At 62.2% G+C, this 21,205-nt stretch carries 19 protein-coding genes and 1 other RNA gene; 19 read left to right on the forward strand and 1 reads right to left on the reverse strand.

Annotated elements, in window-relative coordinates:
• The first annotated feature begins 78 nt into the window (after positions 1 to 78).
• The 18 genes from rsmI to lpxC all read left to right on the forward strand — a co-directional run bounded on the left by rsmI (position 79) and on the right by lpxC (position 19,477).
• Positions 79 to 984 (forward strand): 16S rRNA (cytidine(1402)-2'-O)-methyltransferase, encoded by a 906-nt coding sequence (gene rsmI, locus WBK23_RS10990; RefSeq protein WP_424483997.1) that lies wholly within the window; start codon positions 79 to 81, stop codon positions 982 to 984.
• A gap of 41 nt (positions 985 to 1,025) precedes the next feature.
• Positions 1,026 to 1,384: RNase P RNA component class A (rnpB, locus tag WBK23_RS10995), an RNA gene on the forward strand.
• A 309-nt stretch (positions 1,385 to 1,693) separates the two neighbouring features.
• A complete protein-coding gene (gene mraZ / locus WBK23_RS11000) occupies positions 1,694 to 2,149 on the forward strand; it encodes a division/cell wall cluster transcriptional repressor MraZ (RefSeq protein ID WP_069517860.1) in 456 nt (151 codons plus the stop codon).
• Between the two features lie 2 nt (positions 2,150 to 2,151).
• Positions 2,152 to 3,093 carry a 16S rRNA (cytosine(1402)-N(4))-methyltransferase RsmH gene (rsmH, locus tag WBK23_RS11005; RefSeq protein ID WP_424483998.1) on the forward strand — a complete coding sequence of 314 codons (942 nt, stop codon included), beginning with the start codon at positions 2,152 to 2,154 and terminating at the stop codon, positions 3,091 to 3,093.
• Entirely contained in the window at positions 3,090 to 3,383 is a 294-nt protein-coding gene (gene ftsL / locus WBK23_RS11010) for a cell division protein FtsL (protein WP_424483999.1), read from the forward strand. Before rsmH ends, ftsL begins: the two co-directional genes overlap by 4 nt.
• On the forward strand, positions 3,380 to 5,119 hold the full coding sequence (locus tag WBK23_RS11015) for a peptidoglycan D,D-transpeptidase FtsI family protein (protein ID WP_424484000.1): 1,740 nt from the start codon (positions 3,380 to 3,382) through the stop codon (positions 5,117 to 5,119). Before ftsL ends, WBK23_RS11015 begins: the two co-directional genes overlap by 4 nt.
• Positions 5,119 to 6,582, forward strand: coding sequence for a UDP-N-acetylmuramoyl-L-alanyl-D-glutamate--2,6-diaminopimelate ligase (locus tag WBK23_RS11020; RefSeq protein WP_424484001.1), 1,464 nt, complete (start codon positions 5,119 to 5,121; stop codon positions 6,580 to 6,582). The genes WBK23_RS11015 and WBK23_RS11020 overlap by 1 nt, the downstream gene beginning before the upstream one ends.
• A complete protein-coding gene (locus WBK23_RS11025) occupies positions 6,575 to 7,957 on the forward strand; it encodes a UDP-N-acetylmuramoyl-tripeptide--D-alanyl-D-alanine ligase (protein WP_424484002.1) in 1,383 nt (460 codons plus the stop codon). Before WBK23_RS11020 ends, WBK23_RS11025 begins: the two co-directional genes overlap by 8 nt.
• Complete coding sequence (gene mraY, locus WBK23_RS11030) at positions 7,957 to 9,039, forward strand: phospho-N-acetylmuramoyl-pentapeptide-transferase (protein ID WP_397492708.1); 1,083 nt, start codon at positions 7,957 to 7,959, stop codon at positions 9,037 to 9,039. The genes WBK23_RS11025 and mraY overlap by 1 nt, the downstream gene beginning before the upstream one ends.
• Before the next feature lie 21 nt (positions 9,040 to 9,060).
• On the forward strand, positions 9,061 to 10,407 hold the full coding sequence (murD, locus tag WBK23_RS11035; protein ID WP_424484003.1) for a UDP-N-acetylmuramoyl-L-alanine--D-glutamate ligase: 1,347 nt from the start codon (positions 9,061 to 9,063) through the stop codon (positions 10,405 to 10,407).
• Positions 10,407 to 11,633, forward strand: coding sequence for a putative lipid II flippase FtsW (gene ftsW / locus WBK23_RS11040; RefSeq protein ID WP_424484032.1), 1,227 nt, complete (start codon positions 10,407 to 10,409; stop codon positions 11,631 to 11,633). Before murD ends, ftsW begins: the two co-directional genes overlap by 1 nt.
• A complete protein-coding gene (murG, locus tag WBK23_RS11045; protein WP_424484004.1) occupies positions 11,623 to 12,693 on the forward strand; it encodes an undecaprenyldiphospho-muramoylpentapeptide beta-N-acetylglucosaminyltransferase in 1,071 nt (356 codons plus the stop codon). Before ftsW ends, murG begins: the two co-directional genes overlap by 11 nt.
• Positions 12,694 to 12,727: 34 nt before the next feature.
• Positions 12,728 to 14,137, forward strand: a complete 1,410-nt coding sequence (gene murC, locus WBK23_RS11050) for a UDP-N-acetylmuramate--L-alanine ligase (RefSeq protein ID WP_424484033.1) — start codon at positions 12,728 to 12,730, stop codon at positions 14,135 to 14,137.
• Positions 14,134 to 15,084, forward strand: a complete 951-nt coding sequence (locus WBK23_RS11055; RefSeq protein ID WP_424484005.1) for a D-alanine--D-alanine ligase — start codon at positions 14,134 to 14,136, stop codon at positions 15,082 to 15,084. Before murC ends, WBK23_RS11055 begins: the two co-directional genes overlap by 4 nt.
• A gap of 3 nt (positions 15,085 to 15,087) precedes the next feature.
• Entirely contained in the window at positions 15,088 to 15,951 is an 864-nt protein-coding gene (locus WBK23_RS11060; protein ID WP_424484006.1) for a cell division protein FtsQ/DivIB, read from the forward strand.
• 20 nt (positions 15,952 to 15,971) lie between these two features.
• Complete coding sequence (gene ftsA / locus WBK23_RS11065) at positions 15,972 to 17,219, forward strand: cell division protein FtsA (RefSeq protein WP_090251236.1); 1,248 nt, start codon at positions 15,972 to 15,974, stop codon at positions 17,217 to 17,219.
• 43 nt (positions 17,220 to 17,262) lie between these two features.
• Positions 17,263 to 18,453 carry a cell division protein FtsZ gene (ftsZ, locus tag WBK23_RS11070; protein WP_424484007.1) on the forward strand — a complete coding sequence of 397 codons (1,191 nt, stop codon included), beginning with the start codon at positions 17,263 to 17,265 and terminating at the stop codon, positions 18,451 to 18,453.
• 112 nt (positions 18,454 to 18,565) lie between these two features.
• On the forward strand, positions 18,566 to 19,477 hold the full coding sequence (lpxC, locus tag WBK23_RS11075) for a UDP-3-O-acyl-N-acetylglucosamine deacetylase (RefSeq protein WP_424484008.1): 912 nt from the start codon (positions 18,566 to 18,568) through the stop codon (positions 19,475 to 19,477).
• A 93-nt stretch (positions 19,478 to 19,570) separates the two neighbouring features.
• Here lpxC and WBK23_RS11080 read toward each other — a convergent pair whose 3' ends face one another.
• Complete coding sequence (locus WBK23_RS11080; protein WP_424484009.1) at positions 19,571 to 20,026, reverse strand: DUF721 domain-containing protein; 456 nt, start codon at positions 20,024 to 20,026, stop codon at positions 19,571 to 19,573.
• Between the two features lie 81 nt (positions 20,027 to 20,107).
• Here WBK23_RS11080 and WBK23_RS11085 point away from each other — a divergent pair, with 81 nt between their 5' ends.
• A complete protein-coding gene (locus tag WBK23_RS11085; RefSeq protein ID WP_424484010.1) occupies positions 20,108 to 21,037 on the forward strand; it encodes a M23 family metallopeptidase in 930 nt (309 codons plus the stop codon).
• The last annotated feature ends 168 nt before the right edge of the window (positions 21,038 to 21,205 follow it).

Consider the following 21,205-nt stretch of genomic DNA (forward strand, 5'->3'; position numbering starts at 1 on the left):
GATACTTGATCAAATGAGCGGTGAATTGTACCCAAGCCCGGCCAGCGACGCGATGTTGAAGGTTGGAAACGGGCTACAATGCGCGCTTTGCTGATTGATGAGGCCTGTGCTGTGACCACTCCTGCTGCTGCGAATCCGCCTTTTGGCAGTCTTTATGTGGTGGCTACGCCGATTGGCAATCTGGATGACATTAGTGCGCGAGCGCTGACTATTCTGCGCAGCGTCGCCTTGATTGCCGCCGAAGACACCCGCCACTCGGCGCGCCTGATGCAGCATTTCGGCATCGGTACGCCGCTGGCAGCCTGCCATGAGCATAACGAGCGCGATCAGGGTGGGCGCTTTCTGACGCGCCTGCTGGCTGGTGATGATGTGGCGTTGATCTCCGATGCCGGCACGCCGCTGATTTCCGATCCGGGCTATCACCTGGTGCGCCAGGCGCGCGCCGCCGGTATTGCGGTGGTGCCTGTGCCGGGGGCTTGCGCGCTGATTGCTGCGTTGTCGGCTGCGGGTTTGCCGTCGGATCGTTTTATTTTCGAAGGTTTTCTGCCCGCCAAGGCGGCAGGACGCCGCGCGCGCCTTGAGCAGGTAAAGGAAGAGCCGCGCACGCTGATCTTCTACGAGGCCCCGCACCGCATTCTTGAATGCCTGCAGGATATGCAGGCGGTGTTCGGCGACGAGCGCCCGGCCTTGCTCGCCCGAGAAATCACTAAAACCTTCGAAACGCTCAAGGGCATGCCGCTGGCCGAACTGGCCGCCTGGGTGGCTGGCGACAGTAATCAGCAGCGCGGCGAGTGTGTGGTGCTGGTTGCAGGCTGGCAGGCGCCTGAGGGCGAGGAGGCGGTGAGCGCCGAAGCCATGCGCGTGTTGAATCTGCTCTTGGCGGAAATGCCGCTGAAACGCGCGGCGGCGCTGGCGGCAGAGATCACCGGAGTGCGCAAGAACTTGCTCTATCAGGTGGCGCTGGAGCAGCAGAAAGACGCTTAAACCTTGTTCTATCCGGTGCGGGCCGTTACCCTTGTCGGCGGAGAGTCGATCGGACAGTCGCTGCCGTGTTGCGTTCTGCGTAATGCGGGGGAGGAAAGTCCGGGCTCCATAGGGCGGAGTGCCAGGTAACGCCTGGGAGGCGTGAGCCTACGGAAAGTGCCACAGAAAATAACCGCCTAAGCACTTCGGTGCCGGTAAGGGTGAAAAGGTGCGGTAAGAGCGCACCGCGCGACTGGTAACAGTTCGTGGCTAGGCAAACCCCACTCGGAGCAAGACCAAATAGGGTTCCATTGGCGTGGCCCGCGCTGGAACCGGGTAGGTTGCTAAAGGCGTGCAGTGATGTACGTCGTAGAGGAATGACTGTCCTCGACAGAACCCGGCTTACAGATCGACTCTCCACCTTCCTCATTTATCCGCTTCAGTGCTTCGCCTCCTTTCTAAGACCGAAAAAATCTTACTCTTAACAAACTACTTTAAGTTCGAAGTTCAGCTTGCTGTGCAGGCTTGTTTTTATATCTCGCATCTCATGTTTTTTAGCCGTTTTGCCCCCTCGAAAGTTCGCTAAATCGCCGTTCTATAAGGTTTTTTCCCGCCAAGCGCGCCTTGACGGTGGGGTGCGTGCGTTCCTATAGTGTGCGCGAGTGGTAAGAAGTGGCACGAAGTGGGTTTTTTAGGCACGGATAGCTAATAAAAAAGGGGAAACGCAATCGTGTTTCGTGGAGCAAACGCCATCAGTCTCGACGCCAAAGGGCGACTCGCGATGCCAAGTCGGTATCGGGACGAGCTCGTGTCGCGTTGTGCTGGCCAGCTTATCGTCACGATTGATGCCATTGACCCTTGCCTCTGCGTCTACCCGCTGGCCGAGTGGGAGCTGATCGAAGCCAAACTCCGCGAGCTCGCCTCCTTCCGTGAAGAAAACCGCCGCCTGCAGCGTTTGCTGATCGGCAATGCGGTCGACCTTGAGCTGGATGCCAGTGGTCGTTTCCTGGTTCCGCCGCGTCTGCGTGAGTACGCCAAGCTGGATAAGCGCGCGATGCTGGTCGGCCAACTCAATAAATTCCAACTGTGGGATGAAGATGCCTGGAATGCTGTGGCCGATGCCGATTTGGCCGCGATCAAGCAACCGGGTGCTTTGTCCGACGACCTACGTGACTTGATCCTGTGACCATGACCAGCAATTTCCGCCACATTACCGTGCTACTCGACGAGGCTGTCGAAGGGCTGGCTGTGCGCGCGAATGGTTGCTACCTGGACGGCACCTTTGGGCGCGGCGGGCATAGCCGGTTGATCCTCGAGAAGCTGGGCCCGGACGGTCACTTGCTAGGGTTTGATAAAGACCCCCTGGCCATTGCCACGGGCAATACGCTGGCGGCCGAAGACGGCCGCTTTGTCGTTGTGCAGCGCAGCTTTGCCGAGCTGGGCGACGAAGTTACTGCGCGCGGCCTGGCCGGTAAGGTCAATGGCATCCTGCTCGATCTGGGCGTGTCGTCGCCGCAGCTGGACGACGCCGAGCGCGGCTTCAGCTTTATGAATGACGGCCCGCTGGACATGCGTATGAACCCGGACGCCGGCGTCAGTGCCGCGCACTTCATCGCCAGTGCGGCCGAAGAAGAAATCGCCCGGGTGTTCAAGGAATATGGCGAAGAGCGTTTCGCCAAGCGCATGGCCCGCGCCGTGGTGTTGCGCCGCGCCGAGCAGCCATTCGAGCGCACCGCCGACCTAGCTCAGGTGCTGACTGTCGCCAACCCTGCCTGGGAAAAGGGCAAGAATCCGGCGACTCGCGCTTTCCAGGGGCTGCGCATCTATATCAACAACGAACTGGGTGACTTGGAACGCGGCCTCGACGCGGCCCTAGAGACCCTGGAAGTCGGTGGTCGCCTGGTGGTGATCAGCTTCCACTCGCTGGAAGACCGCATCGTCAAACTCTTTATGCGTAAGCATGCCAAGGGTGAGATGGACAAATTGCCGCGCGATCTGCCGATCATCCCGAAAGCCTTCGAACCGCGTTTGAAGTTGATTGGTAAGCCAGTGTTCGCCTCCGAGGCGGAATTGCAGGCCAACCCACGTTCGCGCAGCGCGGTCATGCGCATCGCCGAGAAGCTGCGGTGAGCGCGCTCTACGCCAAGCCATTGCCCGGCGGCAGTCTGCTGATGCTGCTGCTGTTTTTGGCCGTGCTGGTTTCGGCGGTGGGGGTTTCTTACAGCGCGCACTGGAACCGCCAGCTGCTCAATGACCTGTATGCCGAACTGAGCGTGCGCGACAAGGCGCAGGCGGAGTGGGGCCGGCTGATTCTTGAGCAAAGCACCTGGACTGCGCACAACCGCATCGAAGCTCTGGCAAGCGAACGCTTGAGCATGCGCATCCCGGATGCCGCCGAAGTTCAGATGGTGGCGCCATGATCGGCCTGGAAGGCGCCCTCTATCCTTGGCGCTTCCGCCTGGTGCTGCTGTTGTTGGCACTGATGGTCGGCGCTATTGCCTGGCGCATTGTCGATCTGCAGGTGTTCGACCAGACCTTCCTGCAGGCCCATGGCGACGCGCGCAGCGTGCGGCATATCCCGATTCCTGCACACCGTGGCCTGATTACCGATCGCAATGGCGAACCGCTGGCGGTCAGCACTCCGGTCACCACCCTGTGGGCCAATGGCAAGGAATTGCAGAACGGCAAGGCCAAGTGGAACGCTCTGGCCGCCGCTCTGGGTCAGGAGCCAAAAGCCTTTAGCGTGCGCCTGCAAGCCAATGCTGGGCGCGAATTTATGTACCTGGTGCGTGGCCTGACGCCTGAGCAAGGTCAGCGCATCCTCGACCTGAAAGTGCCTGGCGTATACGGCATCGAAGAGTTTCGCCGCTTCTACCCGGCCGGTGAGGTGGCTGCCCATGTGGTCGGCTTTACCGATATCGACGACCGTGGCCGCGAGGGCATGGAACTGGCCTTCGAGGATTGGCTGGCCGGCGTACCAGGCCAGCGCCAGGTGCTTAAGGATCGCCGCGGTCGGCTGATCAAGGATGTCCAGGTTGCACAGAATGCCAAGGCCGGTAAGGCCTTGGCATTGTCGATTGATCTGCGCCTGCAGTACTTGGCCCATCGCGAGCTGCGTAACGCCGTCACCGAGTTCGGCGCCAAGGCCGGCAGCCTGGTGCTGCTCGACGTGCAGACCGGCGAAGTGCTGGCGATGGTCAACCAGCCGACCTACAACCCGAACAACCGCCGCAACCTGCAACCCGCTGCCATGCGCAACCGGGCGATGATCGACGTGTTCGAGCCGGGCTCCACCGTCAAGCCGTTCTCCATCGCTGCGGCGTTGGGTAGCGGGCGCTGGACTCCGGAAATGACCGTGGACACTTATCCCGGAACCCTGCGCATCGGCCGCTACACCATTCGTGACGTTTCCCGCGGCGGTGTACTCAACCTGACCCAGATCCTAATGAAGTCGAGCAACGTCGGCATCAGCAAGGTGGCATTCGATATCGGCGCAGAGCCGATTTACGCCGTTATGCAGCAAGTCGGTCTGGGCCAGGACACCGGCCTCAGCTTCCCTGGCGAGCGCGTCGGCAACCTGCCCAACTACCGCGTCTGGAAGCAGGCCGAGACCGCCACCCTGGCCTACGGCTATGGCCTCTCGGTGACCGCGGTGCAGCTGGCGCATGCCTATTCGGTGCTGGCCAACGAAGGCAAGAACGTAAACCTGTCGATGGTGCGCCTGGATCGTCAGCCGGTGTCCACTCAGGTAATCGACCAGCAGATCGCCAAGACCGTACTTGGCATGCTCCAGTCGGTGGTTGAAGAGCCGGGCGGCGGCGGTGCGCGGGCCAAGGTGCCGGGCTATCACGTCGGCGGCAAGAGCGGCACGGCGCGTAAAGCGGCAACCGGCAGCAAGGGCTATGTCGACAAGGCTTATCGCTCGTTCTTCGCCGGTGTTGCTCCTATCGATAACCCACGTATTGCCGCCGTGATCATGATTGATGAACCAGGCGAGGGCGGTTACTACGGCGGCCTGGTCGCCGCGCCGGTGTTTGGCAAAGTCATGGCCGGCGCGCTGCGCCTGATGAACGTCGCCCCGGACAACCTGCCGCTACCCGAGGCTGCGAAGGTCGAAACCGCCGCCGTCGTACCTGTTAAAGGAGGGCGTATCTGATGCCTATGCCCCTGAATCAACTGCTGCCGGAAGCGGCTAGTTCTGTACTGATTCGTGAATTGACCCTGGACAGCCGCAAGGTGCGTCCGGGTGACCTGTTTCTTGCCGTGCCGGGCACCCAGCAGGATGGCCGCGTGCATATCGCTGATGCGGTTGCCCGTGGCGCCGCTGCCGTGGCCTATGAAGCTGAAGGCGCTGCGGCCATGACCGCGCACAGTGCTGAACTGGTTGCGCTCAAAGGTTTGGCCAATCAGCTGTCGGCCATCGCCGGGCGCTTCTATGGCGAGCCAAGCCGTGGCCTGCACCTGATTGGCATCACCGGCACCAACGGCAAAACCAGCGTCAGCCAGTTGCTGGCTCAGGCGCTGGATCTGCTGGGCGAGCGCTGCGGCATTGTTGGCACCCTGGGTAATGGCTTCTACGGCGCGCTGGAGCTGGGCCGCCACACCACGCCTGACCCGATTGGTGTGCAGGCGACCCTGGCTGATATGAAAAACGCCGGTGCTCGCGCCGTGGCCATGGAAGTGTCGTCTCACGGCCTGCACCAGGGCCGCGTGGCGGCGCTGGCCTTCGATGTGGCGGTGTTTACCAACCTGTCGCGCGATCATCTGGATTACCACGGTTCGATGCAGGCTTACGCCGAAGCGAAAGCTGCGCTGTTCGCCTGGAGCGGCCTGCGTTGCCGCGTGCTCAATCTGGACGACGCCTTTGGCCGTGAGCTGGCAGCGGCTGAGCACGAGTCGCGGCTGATCAGCTACAGCCTGATCGACGCTGAAGCCTATCTGTATTGCCGTGATGCGCAGTTCGACGAGCAGGGCGTGCGCGCCACGCTGGTGACGCCGCGTGGTGAGGGCAATCTGCGCAGCTCGCTGCTCGGCCGTTTCAACCTGAGCAACCTGCTGGCGGTGGTCGGTGCCTTGCTCGGTATGGATTACCCGCTGGACGAAATTCTCAAGGTGCTGCCACAGCTGCAGGGCCCGATCGGCCGCATGCAGCGCTTGGGTGGCGTCAAACAACCGCTGGTTGTAGTGGATTACGCGCACACCCCGGATGCCCTGGAAAAAGTCCTCGAAGCCCTGCGCCCGCATGTCAAAGGTCGCCTGCTGTGCCTGTTCGGCTGCGGTGGTGATCGTGATAGCGGCAAGCGCCCGCTGATGGCCGCCGTGGTTGAGCGTCTGGCCGATGGCGTGCTGGTGACCGACGACAACCCGCGTACGGAAACCCCTGAACAGATTTTCCGCGACATTCGCGCCGGCTTTGCCGCGCCAGAGTCCGTGCAGTTCGTCCATGGCCGCGGCCAGGCGATTGCCCAGCTGATTGCCGCTGCCAGTGCCGATGACGTGCTGGTGCTGGCCGGCAAGGGCCACGAGGACTATCAGGAAATCAACGGCGTGCGTCAGCCGTTCTCCGACCTGGTCGAAGCGGCTAACGCTTTGGCGGCATGGGAGGTGGCGCATGCTTAAGGCGCTGCGTTTGAGCGAAGTGGCAAGCGTGCTGGGCGCTCGGGTGATCGGTGCAGACGTGGCATTCAATGCCGTCAGCAGCGACAGCCGGGCGATTGCCGCTGGCCAGCTGTTTGTCGCTCTGACCGGCCCGCGTTTCGATGGCCATGACTACCTGGCAGACGTCGCCGGCCAAGGCGCGGTTGCTGCGCTGGTCGAGCGTGAAGTGGCGAATGCGCCGCTGCCGCAATTACTGGTCGCCGATACCCGCTTGGCTCTCGGCCAACTGGGCGCGTTCAACCGCCAGGCGTTCAGCGCGCCAGTAGTCGCGATTACCGGTTCCAGCGGCAAGACCACGGTCAAGGAAATGCTCGCCAGCATCCTGCGTGAAGGCCTGCAAGGCCCGGTGCTAGCGACTCGTGGCAACCTGAATAACGACCTCGGCGCGCCGCTGACCCTGCTGGAGCTGGCGCCTGAGCATGTCGCCGCCGTGATTGAGCTGGGCGCCAACCATGTTGGCGAGATCGCCTACACCGTGGGCCTGACCCAGCCGCATGTAGCCATCATCAACAATGCCGGCACCGCCCATGTCGGCGAGTTCGGCGGGCCGGAGAAGATCGTCCAGGCCAAGGGCGAAATCCTCGAAGGCCTGAGCGATAGCGGCGTGGCCGTGCTCAACCTCGATGACAGCGCGTTCTCCATCTGGCAGCAGCGCGCCCAGGGCCGCACGCTCAGCAGCTTTGCCCTGCGTAATTCAGCGGCTGACGTCTACGCCAGCGAATTGGCTCGCGACGCCCGTGGTTGCTCGGCCTTTAGCCTGCACTGCGCCAGCGGTCAGGCCCGTATTCAGCTCAATCTGCTCGGTGAGCACAACGTCGCTAATGCCCTGGCTGCTGCTGCGGCTGCCCAGGCGCTGGGCCTTTCCCCGGCGGCGATCAAGGCCGGGCTGGAACGCCTGCAGCCGGTCAAGGGTCGCGCCGTTGCGCAGATTGCGCCGAATGGCCTGCGCGTGATCGACGACAGCTACAACGCCAATCCGACTTCCGTGTGCGCGGCCATCGATATCCTCGCCGGCTTCCCTGGCCGCCGCGTGCTGGTGCTGGGCGATATCGGCGAGCTGGGTGCGTGGGCCGAGCAGGGCCATCGCCAGGTCGGCAGTTACGCGCTCGGTAAGGTTGATGCGGTTTATGCCGTTGGCCCGCTGATGGCCCACGCCATTGAAGAATTCGGTGCCAATGGCCGGCACTTCGCCGACCAAGCCAGCCTGATCGACGCGCTGCTCGTAGAACAAAGCGCCGAGCAGGGCGACACCACCCTTCTAATTAAAGGTTCACGCAGCGCCGCGATGGAAAAAGTCGTAGCGGCACTGTGTGGCACGTCTGGGGAGATTCACTAATGCTGCTGCTGCTGGCGGAATACCTGCAACAGTTCCACAAGGGTTTCGCAGTGTTTCAGTACCTGACACTGCGCGGCATCTTGGGCGTGCTCACCGCGCTGGCCCTGTCGCTGTGGCTCGGCCCGTGGATGATCCGCACCCTGCAGATTCGTCAGATCGGCCAGTCGGTGCGCAACGACGGCCCGCAGTCGCATCTGTCGAAGAAGGGCACGCCCACCATGGGCGGCGCGCTGATTCTTTCGGCCATTGCCGTCAGCACCTTGCTCTGGGCCGACCTGTCCAACCGCTACGTGTGGACCGTATTGGCCGTGACCCTGCTGTTCGGTGCCATCGGCTGGGTCGACGACTACCGCAAGGTGATCGAGAAGAACTCCAAGGGCCTGCCGAGCCGCTGGAAGTATTTCTGGCAGTCGGTGTTCGGCCTCGGTGCAGCGTTCTTCCTTTATATGACTGCGCAGAGCCCGGTGGAAACCACCCTGATTCTGCCGATGCTCAAAGACTTCAGCCTGGAGCTGGGCCTGGGCTTTGTGGTGCTGACCTACTTCGTCATCGTCGGTTCGAGCAACGCGGTCAACCTCACCGACGGCCTCGATGGCCTGGCGATTCTGCCCACAGTGATGGTCGGCGGTGCGCTGGGGATCTTCTGCTACCTGTCGGGCAACGTGAAGTTCGCCGAATACCTGTTTATTCCCTACGTGCCGGGCGCGGGTGAGCTGATCGTGTTCTGCGCCGCCCTGGTCGGTGCTGGCCTCGGTTTTCTCTGGTTCAACACCTACCCGGCGCAGGTGTTTATGGGCGATGTCGGCGCGCTGGCGCTGGGCGCGGCTTTGGGCACCATCGCGGTGATCGTCCGCCAGGAAGTGGTGCTGTTCATTATGGGCGGCATCTTCGTGGTGGAAACCCTGTCGGTGATCATCCAGGTCGCCAGCTTCAAGCTGACCGGCAAGCGCGTGTTCCGCATGGCACCGATCCATCACCACTTTGAACTGAAAGGCTGGCCCGAGCCGCGCGTGATCGTGCGCTTCTGGATCATCACCGTGATTCTGGTGTTGATCGGCCTTGCCACTCTGAAACTGCGTTAAGGACTGAGGATTTATAACAGCATGACCCTGATCGCTTCTGACCACTTCCGCATCGTTGTCGGCCTCGGCAAGAGCGGCATGTCCCTGGTGCGATTCCTCGCACGCCAGGGCCTGCCGTTCGCCGTGGTAGACACCCGTGCCAACCCGCCGGAACTGAGCACCTTGCGTGAACAGTTCCCGCAGGTGGAAGTGCGTTGTGGCGAACTGGATGTGGAGTTCCTTTGCCGCGCCAGCGAGTTGCTGGTCAGCCCGGGCCTGGCTATCGCCACCCCGGCGCTGCAGGCGGCCGCTGCACGTGGCGTCAAGCTGTCGGGTGATATCGACCTGTTCGCCCGTTATGCCAAGGCACCGATCGTCGCCATTACCGGCTCCAACGCCAAAAGCACCGTGACCACCCTGGTTGGCGAGATGGCCGCAGCGGCGGGCAAGAGGGTCGCGGTCGGTGGCAACCTCGGTACGCCGGCGCTGGACCTGCTGAATGATGAGATCGAGCTGTATGTCATGGAGCTGTCGAGCTTCCAGCTGGAAACCACCGACCAGCTCAACGCTGAAGTGGCGACTTGCCTGAACATTAGCGACGACCATATGGATCGCTACGCCGATCTGCCGGCTTATCACCTGGCCAAGCACCGCATCTTCCGCGGCGCGCGGCAGGTGGTGGTGAACCGCGATGACGCGCTGTCGCGTCCGCTGGTGGCCGACCAACTGCCGTGCTGGTATTTCGGTCTGGGCAAGCCAGATTTCAAACGTTTCGGCCTACTCGAAGAAAACGGCGAGAAGTCTCTGGCTTATCAGTTCGCTGCGCTGCTGCCGGTGCGTGAGCTGAAGATTCGCGGCGCGCATAACCAGTCCAATGCCCTGGCGGCGCTGGCGCTGGGTCATGCCGTCGGTCTGCCGTTCGAGCCGATGTTGGCAACCCTCAAGCAGTTCGCTGGCCTGCCGCATCGCTGCCAGTGGGTTGGCGAGCGCAAGGCCGTGAGCTACTACGACGACTCCAAGGCCACCAACGTCGGCGCTGCACTGGCCGCCATCGAAGGCCTGGGCGCGGATATCAGCGGCAAGCTGGTGCTGATCGCCGGTGGCGATGGCAAGGGTGCAGATTTCTCCGCACTGAAAACGCCGGCTAGCAAGTTCTGCCGCGCCGTGGTGCTGCTCGGTCGCGATGCCGAATTGCTCGCCACCGCGCTGGGCGATGCCGCGCCGCTGATCCGGGTCAAGACCCTGGAAGAAGCCGTACAGCGCGCCGCCGAGCTGGCCGAGGCGGGCGATGCCGTGCTGCTGTCGCCGGCCTGCGCCAGCCTGGACATGTTCAAGAACTTCGAAGAGCGCGGACGTCTGTTCGCCCAGGCCGTGGAGGGTTTGCAATGATGCTGGCCCGCCTGCTCGCCGCGCCTTCGCCGCTGCATACCCGTCGCGGTATCGACATCGACTTCCCGCTGCTGGCTGGCTGCCTGGCGCTGCTCGGCCTGGGTCTGGTGATGATCGCTTCGGCGTCCTCGGAAGTGGCCGCGGTGCAGTCGGGCAACCCGCTCTATCACATGATTCGTCACCTGATTTACCTGGCGCTCGGCACCGGTGCCGCGCTCGCGACCCTGTTGGTGCCAATGGCGCTGTGGCAGCGGTACAGCGGCATGCTGTTGTTGGCGGCGGTGGTGCTGCTGATTCTGGTATTGCTGCCAGGCATTGGCCGCGAAGTGAACGGCGCCAAGCGCTGGATCGGTTTCGGCATCTTCAACCTGCAGCCGTCCGAGCTGGCCAAGCTGTTCACCGTGATGTTTATCGCCGCCTACCTGGTGCGTCGCCAGGAAGAAGTGCGCGAGAAGCTCACCGGCTTTATCAAGCCAATGCTGGTGCTGGGGCCGATCGCCGCGTTGCTGCTGGCCGAGCCTGACTTCGGTGCCACCGTAGTACTGGTGGGTGCGGCCATCGCCATGCTGTTCCTCGGCGGGGTCAACCTGCTGCGCTTTATTCCGCTGGCGGCCTGTGTGCTCGGTCTCGGCGTGCTGGTGATGACCAGCCAGGCCTATCGCCTGGAGCGCCTGACCAACTTTGTCGACCCTTGGGCTGACCAGTACGGTGCCGGTTACCAGCTGAGCCAGGCGCTGATCGCCTTCGGCCGTGGCGAGTGGTTCGGCGTCGGTCTGGGCAACAGCGTGCAGAAGCAGTTCTACCTGCCGGAAGCGCATACCGACTTCGTGTTTGCCGTGCTGGCCGAAGAGCTGGGCATGGTTGGCGCACTGATCACCGTCGCCCTGTTCGTCTTCGTCAGCGTGCGCGCTCTGTATATCGGCCTGTGGGCGGAGAAGGCCAAGCAGTTCTTCTCGGCGTATGTGGCTTACGGCCTGGCGTTCCTGTGGATCGGCCAGGTGCTGATCAATATCGGCGTGAACGTCGGCCTGCTGCCGACCAAAGGCTTGACCCTGCCATTCCTCAGCTACGGCGGCAGCTCGCTGGTGATCTGCTGCGTCAGCCTGGCGCTGCTGCTGCGCATCGAGTGGGAGCGTCGCACCCAACTGGGCAGCGAGGATGTCGATTTCAACGAGGCCGATTTCTTTGAAGGCCAAGCCGCCGAGGAGGTTCAGCATGCGCGGTAATGTGCTGATCATGGCCGGCGGTACCGGCGGGCACGTATTCCCGGCGCTGGCCTGTGCCCGCGAATTCAAGGCGCGTGGTTACAGCGTGCATTGGCTGGGTACGCCGCGTGGCATCGAGAATGAACTGGTGCCGGCGGCTGGGCTGCCGCTGCACCTGATCGACGTCACTGGCCTGCGTGGCAAGGGCAAGCTGTCGCTGCTGAAAGCGCCGTTCCAGCTGATCAAGGCGCTGTTCCAGGCGCGCAAGATCATGCGCGAGCTTGAGCCGGTTTGCGTGCTCGGTATGGGCGGTTATGTCACCGGACCCGGCGGCCTGGCTGCACGCATGACTGGTGCGCCGCTGATCATCCACGAGCAGAACGCCGTGGTCGGCACCGCCAACCGCAGTCTGGTGGCCTTCGCCAGCCGCGTGTGCGAAGCCTTCCCGAATACCTTCGGCAACAGCGACAAACGCCGTACCACCGGCAACCCGGTGCGCGAAGAGCTGTTCCTGGCGACTCCGCGTGATTCGCTGCGCCATCGCCGCCCGCGTCTGCTGGTACTGGGCGGCAGCCTGGGTGCCGAACCGCTGAACAAGTTACTGCCCGAAGCGCTGGCGCTGGTGGCTGCTGAGCTGCGTCCTGAAGTGTTCCATCAGGCCGGCAAGCAGCACGATGGTGTGACCGGCGAACGTTATCGCGCCGTCGGCGTCGAAGCGCAGGTCGCGCCGTTTATCCAGGACATGGCCAGGGCTTACGCCTGGGCCGACCTGGTGGTGTGCCGTTCCGGTGCGCTGACCGTCAGCGAGCTGGCCGCTGCCGGCCTGCCGGCGTTCCTGCTGCCGCTGCCGCATGCAATTGACGACCACCAGACCCGCAATGCCGATTATCTGGCCAGTGCCGGCGCTGCCGTACTGCTGCCACAACGCTCCACTGACGCCGCCAAGCTGGCCGCGCAGCTGACCGAGGTTTTGATGCACCCCGAACGCCTGAATGAAATGGGCCAGACCGCACGTCGTCTGGCCAAGCCCGATGCAACCCGCACCGTTGTCGATATCTGCCTGGAGGTGGCCCGTGGCTAAGTCTCCCGCCGCTGCACGTTCGGAAATCCGCCGTATGCGCCGCATTCGCCGCATCCACTTTGTAGGCATCGGTGGTGCCGGCATGTGCGGTATCGCCGAAGTGCTGCTCAACCTCGGCTATGAAGTCTCCGGTTCCGATCTCAAGGCCTCGGCCGTGACCGAGCGTCTGGAAACCTTCGGTGCACAGATATTTATTGGCCATCGCGCCGAAAACGCCGAGCAGGCCGACGTGCTGGTGGTGTCCAGCGCGGTCAATACCAGCAACCCGGAAGTCGCCACGGCCCTGGAGCGTCGCATCCCCGTGGTGCCGCGCGCCGAGATGCTCGCCGAGCTGATGCGCTACCGCCACGGTATTGCCGTTGCCGGCACCCATGGCAAGACCACCACCACCAGCCTGCTGGCCTCGGTGTTCGCCGCTGGCGGCCTGGACCCGACGTTTGTGATTGGTGGCCGCCTGAATGCAGCCGGCACCAACGCGCAGCTGGGCAGCAGCCGTTACCTGATCGCCGAAGCCGATGAGAGTGACGCCAGCTTCCTGCACCTGCAGCCGATGGTCTCGGTGGTCACCAATATCGACATGGACCACATGAGCACCTATGGCGGCGACTTCAACAAGTTGAAGAAAACCTTCATTGAGTTCCTGCACAACCTGCCGTTCTACGGTCTGGCGGTGATGTGCGTGGATGACCCGATCGTGCGCGAGATCCTCCCACAGGTAGCCCGTCCAACCGTGACCTACGGTTTCGATGAAGGTGCTGACGTCCGTGCGATCAACGTGCGTCAGCAGGGCATGCAAACCTTCTTCACCGTGCTGCGCCGCGACCGTGAGCCGCTGGATGTATCCGTGAATATGCCGGGCAACCACAACGTGCTGAACTCCCTGGCCACCATCGCCATCGCCAGCGACGAAGGCATCAGCGATGAAGCCATCGTCCAGGGCCTGTCGCAGTTCCAGGGCGTTGGCCGGCGCTTCCAGGTCTACGGCGAGCTGCCGGTGGATGGCGGCAGCGTGATGCTGGTCGACGATTACGGTCACCACCCGCGTGAAGTTGCCGCAGTGATCAAGGCCGTGCGCGGTGGTTGGCCGGAGCGTCGCCTGGTGATGGTTTACCAGCCGCACCGTTTCAGCCGCACCCGTGACTTGTATGACGATTTCGTTCAGGTACTCGGTGATGCCCAGGTGCTGTTGCTGATGGAAGTCTACCCGGCCGGTGAAACACCGATTCCTGGGGCTGACAGCCGCAATCTGTGCCACAGCATCCGTCAGCGTGGCCAGCTCGACCCGATCTATATCGAGCGCGGCGTGGACCTCGCGCCGATCGTCAAGCCGCTGCTGCGCGCTGGCGACATTCTTCTCTGTCAGGGTGCCGGCGATATCGGCGGCCTGGCCCCGCAACTGTTGCAAAGCCCGCTGTTCGCCGTGGCTGAAGGTAAGTCGAAATGAGTGCTGCCAGTCTGCAATCACAATATCCGGTCAGCGCCTTTGGCCGCGTGGCCGTGCTGTTCGGCGGCAAGAGCGCCGAGCGTGAAGTCTCGCTGAAATCCGGCAATGCCGTGCTGCAAGCGCTGCAGGCTGCTGGCGTGGACGCGTTCGGCATCGATGCTGGCGATGACCTGCTGCAGCGCCTGACTGCCGAGAAAATTGACCGCGCCTTTATCGTGCTGCACGGCCGTGGCGGCGAAGACGGCTCGATGCAGGGCCTGCTCGAGTGCGCCGGGATTCCTTACACCGGCAGCGGCATCCTGGCGTCGGCCCTGGCCATGGACAAGCTGCGCACCAAGCGTGTGTGGCTGAGCCTCGGCCTGCCGACGCCGAATCATGCCGCCCTGGCCTCTGAGGCTGATTGCCGTGCGGCCGCCGCCGAACTGGGTTTCCCGCTGATCGTTAAGCCAGCCCATGAAGGTTCGAGCATTGGCATGGCCAAGGTCAGCGATGTCGACACTCTGATTGCTGCTTGGGCAGACGCCAGCCAGTACGACTCGCAAGTACTGGTCGAGCAAGTAATTGCCGGCCCGGAATTCACCATCGCCATGCTGCGCGGCCAGGTGCTGCCACCGATTGGTCTGGGTACCCCGCACAGCTTCTACGACTACGACGCCAAGTACCTGGCCAATGACACCCAGTACCGTGTTCCTTGTGGCCTCGATGCTGCCAAGGAGGCCGAGCTGAAAGAGCTCACCGCGCGCGCCTGCGAAGCAGTTGGCACTCAGGGCTGGGCCCGTGCCGACGTGATGCAGGACACCGACGGCAAGTTCTGGCTGTTGGAAGTCAACACCGTACCGGGCATGACTGATCACAGCCTGGTGCCGATGGCGGCTCGTGCCGCCGGCCTGGATTTCCAGCAACTGGTGTTGGCGATTCTTGCCGACAGCCTTGAGGCGCGGGGTTAAGTCATGACGGCCACTCTGCGTCACCAGCCAGGTTCTTCCCGCGCCCCCGTGCGCGGCAAGCCTGTGCAGCGCGGCGCAAGCCGTATGGTGGCCAAGGAGCCGATCAGCCTGCGGGTGAATCTGCCGAAAGCCAACTTCGCTTGGCTTAAGCGTCTGACCTGGCCGCTGCTGTTGCTCGGTCTGGGTTATGGCACTTACGAGTTGTCGTTGCGTGCACTGCCTTATGCCGACCAGCCGATCGCCAAGATCAGCGTCGAAGGCGACCTCAGCTACATCAATCAGCAGGCCGTGCAGCAGCGCATCGCGCCTTATGCCTCGGCGAGCTTCTTCAGCGTTGACCTGCTGAGCCTGCGCCGCGAGCTGGAACTGATGCCGTGGATTGCCAGCGCCCAGGTGCGCCGCGTATGGCCCGACCAGTTGGTGGTGCGTCTGGAAGAACAATTGCCGATTGCCCGCTGGGGCGATGAGGCGCTGCTGAACAACCAGGGTGACGCGTTCGCGCCGCAGGAACTGGCTAATTACCAACACCTGCCGCAGCTGTATGGCCCCCAGCGTGCGCAGCAGCAGGTGATGCAGCAATACCAGGTGCTCAGCCAGATGCTCCGGCCGATGGGTTTTTCCGTGGCACGCCTGGAGTTGCGTGAGCGCGGCAGCTGGTTCCTCTCCACTGGGCAGGGCATTGAACTGCTGCTGGGGCGTGACCATCTGGTGGAAAAAATGCGCCGCTTCACTGCCATCTACACCAAGGCATTGAAAGAGCAGCAAACGAATATTGCGCGGATCGACCTGCGTTATGCCAACGGCCTGGCCGTGGCGTGGCGCGAGCCGGTAGCGCCCACGGCGGCACCAACCGCTGTCGTGCAGTGAATCAGGAGAAGGCAAGAGCCATGGCAAACGTGCAGAGCGGCAAGATGATCGTCGGCCTCGACATCGGTACCTCCAAGGTGGTGGCGCTGGTGGGCGAAGTGAATGCGGACGGCCAGCTGGAAATCGTCGGCATCGGCACTCATCCGTCGCGCGGCCTGAAAAAGGGCGTAGTGGTTAATATCGAATCCACCGTGCAGTCGATCCAGCGCGCCGTCGAGGAAGCGCAGTTGATGGCCGGCTGCCGCATCCACTCGGCTTTTGTCGGCGTGGCCGGCAATCATATCCGCAGCCTCAACAGCCACGGCATCGTCGCCATCCGTGATCGTGAAGTCAGCCCGGCAGACCTCGAGCGCGTGCTCGATGCCGCCCAGGCCGTGGCCATCCCGGCAGACCAGCGTGTGCTGCACACCCTGCCGCAGGATTACGTGATTGATAACCAGGAAGGCGTGCGTGAGCCACTGGGTATGTCCGGCGTACGTTTGGAAGCCAAGGTGCACGTGGTGACCTGTGCCGTAAATGCCGCGCAGAACATCGAGAAGTGCGTGCGCCGCTGCGGCCTGGAAGTCGACGACATCATCCTCGAGCAACTGGCCTCCGCGTATGCGGTGCTGACCGACGACGAGAAAGAGCTGGGCGTGTGCCTGGTCGACATCGGCGGCGGCACCACCGACATCTGCATCTTCACCGAAGGCGCGATCCGCCACACTGCGGTGATCCCGATTGCCGGCGACCAGGTCACCAACGACATCGCCATGGCCCTGCGTACGCCGACTCAGTATGCCGAGGAGATCAAGATTCGTTATGCTTGCGCGTTGGCCAAACTGGCCGGTGCTGGCGAAACCATCAAGGTGCCAAGCGTCGGTGATCGTCCGCCGCGTGACCTCTCGCGTCAGTCCCTGGCCGAAGTGGTCGAACCGCGCTACGACGAGCTGTTCACCCTGATTCAGGCTGAACTGCGCCGCAGTGGCTACGAGGACCTGATCCCGGCCGGGATCGTCCTCACTGGCGGTACAGCGAAGATGGAAGGAGCCGTCGAGCTGGCTGAAGAGATTTTCCATATGCCGGTACGCCTGGGCGTGCCGCAAGGTGTCAAAGGATTGGCCGACGTCGTGCGTAACCCCATCTATTCCACAGGTGTAGGCCTGCTGCTGTACGGACTGCAAAAGCAGGCCGACGGCATCTCCATGTCTGCACTTGGCAGCTACAGCGATGAACCCAAACAACCTGTTCTGGAACGGCTGAAGCGCTGGGTCCAGGGCAATTTCTGATTTTGCAGTAGGCGTTATAACTAGAAAGTAAAGGAGAGGGAAAATGTTTGAACTCGTAGACAGCGCTCCAGCTAGTGCGGTTATCAAGGTCATCGGCGTGGGCGGCGGCGGCGGTAATGCTGTCAATCACATGGCGAAAAACAACATTGAAGGCGTCGAGTTCATCTGCGCCAACACGGATGCGCAAGCACTGAAAAACATCGGCGCACGTACCGTGCTGCAACTGGGCACTGCGGTGACCAAGGGCCTCGGCGCGGGTGCCAATCCAGAAGTCGGCCGTCAGGCGGCCATGGAAGACCGCGAGCGTATCGCTGAAGTGCTGCAAGGCACCGATATGGTCTTTATCACCACCGGCATGGGTGGCGGTACCGGTACCGGTGCAGCTCCGGTAATTGCTCAGGTGGCCAAGGAAATGGGCATCCTCACCGTTGCGGTGGTGACTCGTCCGTTCCCGTTCGAAGGCAAGAAGCGCATGCTGATCGCCGAAGAAGGTATCCGCGCGCTGTCGGAAAGTGTCGACTCGCTGATCACTATCCCCAACGAAAAACTGCTGACCATCCTCGGTAAAGACGCCAGCCTGCTGTCGGCTTTCGCCAAGGCAGACGATGTACTGGCCGGTGCCGTGCGCGGTATCTCCGACATCATCAAGCGTCCGGGCATGATCAACGTCGACTTCGCCGACGTGAAAACCGTGATGAGCGAAATGGGCATGGCGATGATGGGCACTGGCTGCGCCAGCGGTCCGAACCGTGCACGTGAAGCCACCGAAGCGGCGATCCGCAACCCGCTGCTGGAAGACGTCAACCTGCAAGGCGCACGCGGCATCCTGGTGAACATCACCGCCGGTCCTGACCTGTCCCTGGGTGAGTACTCCGACGTGGGTAACATCATCGAGCAGTTCGCTTCCGAGCACGCCACCGTCAAGGTCGGCACCGTGATCGATCCGGACATGCGCGACGAGCTGCACGTAACCGTGGTCGCTACTGGCCTGGGCGCGCGCATCGAGAAGCCGGTCAAAGTCATCGACAACACCGTGCAAGTGTCTGCTGGTAACAGCGCGCACAGCACTGCTGCGCCGGCTCGCGCCGAACACAGCGTCAACTACAAAGACTACGAACGCCCAACTGTTCAGCGTCAAAGCCACGGCGGCGCGGCTACTGCAGCCAAGCTGAATCCGCAGGATGACCTGGACTACCTGGACATTCCGGCCTTCCTGCGTCGCCAGGCCGATTGATGAAATGTATCAGGAGTATTGGGGTGATTGGTGTTCAGCAAAGGCCGGTTCTGCTATCATCGCCGGCCATTGTTGAAAACAATTCGCAACTAGTGCTATAGCGGCCAAAGCCATGATCAGACAACGCACCCTGAAGAACATTATCCGCGCCACTGGCGTCGGCCTGCATTCCGGGGAAAAGGTATACCTGACCCTGAAGCCGGCACCTGTGGACACCGGTATCGTGTTCCGTCGTACCGACCTCGATCCTGTCGTGGAAATTCCCGCGCGTGCAGGCAATGTTGGTGAAACCACCATGTCGACCACTTTGGTCAATGGTGATGTCAAGGTGGATACGGTAGAGCACCTGCTTTCGGCCATGGCTGGCCTGGGCATCGATAACGCCTACGTCGAGCTCTCCGCGTCCGAAGTGCCGATCATGGATGGCAGCGCCGGGCCCTTTGTATTCCTGATTCAATCTGCTGGTTTGCAAGAGCAGGAAGCCCACAAGAAGTTCATCCGCATCCTTCGTGAAGTGACAGTTGAAGAGGGCGACAAGCGCGCCACCTTCGTGCCTTTCGAGGGGTTCAAGGTGACCTTCGAGATCGATTTCGATCACCCGGTCTTCCGCAATCGCACCCAGTCGGCCAGCGTGGACTTCTCCAGCACGTCGTTCGTGAAGGAAGTCAGCCGCGCTCGGACCTTCGGTTTTATGCGTGACATCGAGTTCCTGCGTTCACAGAACCTGGCACTCGGCGGCAGCGTAGATAACGCCATTGTTGTAGATGAGTTCCGCGTGTTGAACGAAGACGGCCTGCGTTATGAGGACGAGTTCGTCAAACACAAGATTCTCGATGCGATCGGCGACCTTTATCTGCTGGGTAACAGCTTGATTGGCGAGTTCAAGGGGTTCAAGTCGGGGCATGCGCTGAACAATCGCCTGCTGCGTACCCTGATCGAGCAGACCGATGCTTGGGAAGTGGTCACCTTCGACGACCCCAACACTGCGCCAATCTCTTACATGCGCCCGGTTGCGGCCGTGTAACGCAACATCCTCCTTCTTTGCTTTCAAAGGCCACCCTTGGGTGGCCTTTTTTTATGGCCTGAAATTTATTCCGCTGTGCCTGGCGGTCGGGTGTTATTCGCTGGGCTTGCCGTGTTTGGCCAGGCGCTCTAGGGCGGCGCGTAGCTTGGGATCGCTGATGCCGTCGGCGGTGGCCTGGATGTTTTCTGCAGCGCTGCTGGATAGCGTGATTGTGCGACCTGGTGCGCGCCTTTCGGCAGTCGGAGGTTGCACCTTGAACAGGATCTTCGTTAAGGTCGCGAATTCTTCGAGTGCCTGCAGTTGTTTCAACAAGCGTTTTTGTTGATAGCGCAGGCGCGTGGCCCAGTGGCCATCGGTGATTATCAGCAGCAGGCAACCCTCGCGCCATGAGGCTACATGGCAGTGTTCGCGAGCGGCGGGTTGCAGCTGGCTTTCCAGCAGGTGCTGCAGACGATCAATGCGTTGCGCTTGATTGAACAGCCCCTTCAGGGGTTTCGCTTCGCGCAACAGCGCGGCGGGAGCCCGGGCCGGCAAAGGACGAAAAGTCATGGCAGGACGCCTGAAAAAGTGAAGCCGCCATGGTAGCAGAATCGCTGCTGTCCACCGGGGCTCCACCACTAGGGGAAGGCCATGCAGATCATTTTACTCAGCCGGCAGCACGGTGCCGCGCGCTCACTCAGCCTGGATCTACGCTGGCTGCTGCTGGCATTGCTGCTGGCACTCGGCGTCGCCCTGGCCAGTGGTGTCGCCGTCGGTGCCTGGTGGGCTCCGGCGAGCGTGGTCGCGGTGCATGATGATGCGCAGATGACCCAGGCGCTGGATCAGCAGCGCGCCGAAGTGGGCGCGGTACGCCGCGATGCGCAGCGCCAGCTGGATGCGTTTTCCGCCCATGTGGCCGAGTTGCAGGCGCGTCTGACGCGCCTCGATGCGCTGGGTGCGCGGCTCACCGAGCTGGCCGATCTGGATGCCAGCGAATTCGATTTCTCCCTGAGCGTTGGTCAGGGCGGCCCGGAAGAGCTGCTCGGCGATTCGCCTTATGCGCCGCCTTCCTTTATCAGTGCGCTGGATGAGCTGAGCCTGCGTCTCGATAGCCGCGAGCAGCAATTGGAAGTGCTGGAGCAGTTGATGGCCGAGCGCAGCCTGGGCGATGCCGAGTACCTGGCCGGCCAGCCGGTGCTGCACGGCTATATGTCATCACCCTTTGGTCGTCGTAGCGACCCACTGACTGGGCGTCTGACCGTGCACAAGGGTGTCGACTTCGCCGCCAAGGCTGGCAGTGAAGTGGTTGCTGTGGCCGCCGGCGTGGTGACCGCCGCGGATCGCCGCAGTGGTTATGGCAATACCGTGGAAATCAGCCATGCCGACGGCTATGTGACGCTCTATGCGCACAACCAGAGCAATCAGGTGCAGGTTGGCGACCTGGTGCAGCGTGGTCAGGTCATCGCCAAGGTTGGCCGCACTGGGCGCTCCAGTGGCTATCACGTGCATTTTGAAGTGACCAAGAATGGCCGGCTGGTCAATCCGGCCAGCTATATCGCCCGCGTCAATGATGTCGAGTAAGTACGCTGGGTAAATCCCGTGGCCCGGTTTGACCGCTCCAGACCTGCGCTCGTTACATTTTGAAACGGGCTGATAACGCCGCTTTCCTCATTTGCGAATCCGGGTAGAATGCCCCCTTCGCACGCAGCCGTGCCGGCTGCATGGGTCGTTTTATCAGCCGCCCTCAAT

It is taken from the genome of Pseudomonas sp. (assembly GCF_049653025.1).
GTDB lineage: Bacteria > Pseudomonadota > Gammaproteobacteria > Pseudomonadales > Pseudomonadaceae > Aquipseudomonas.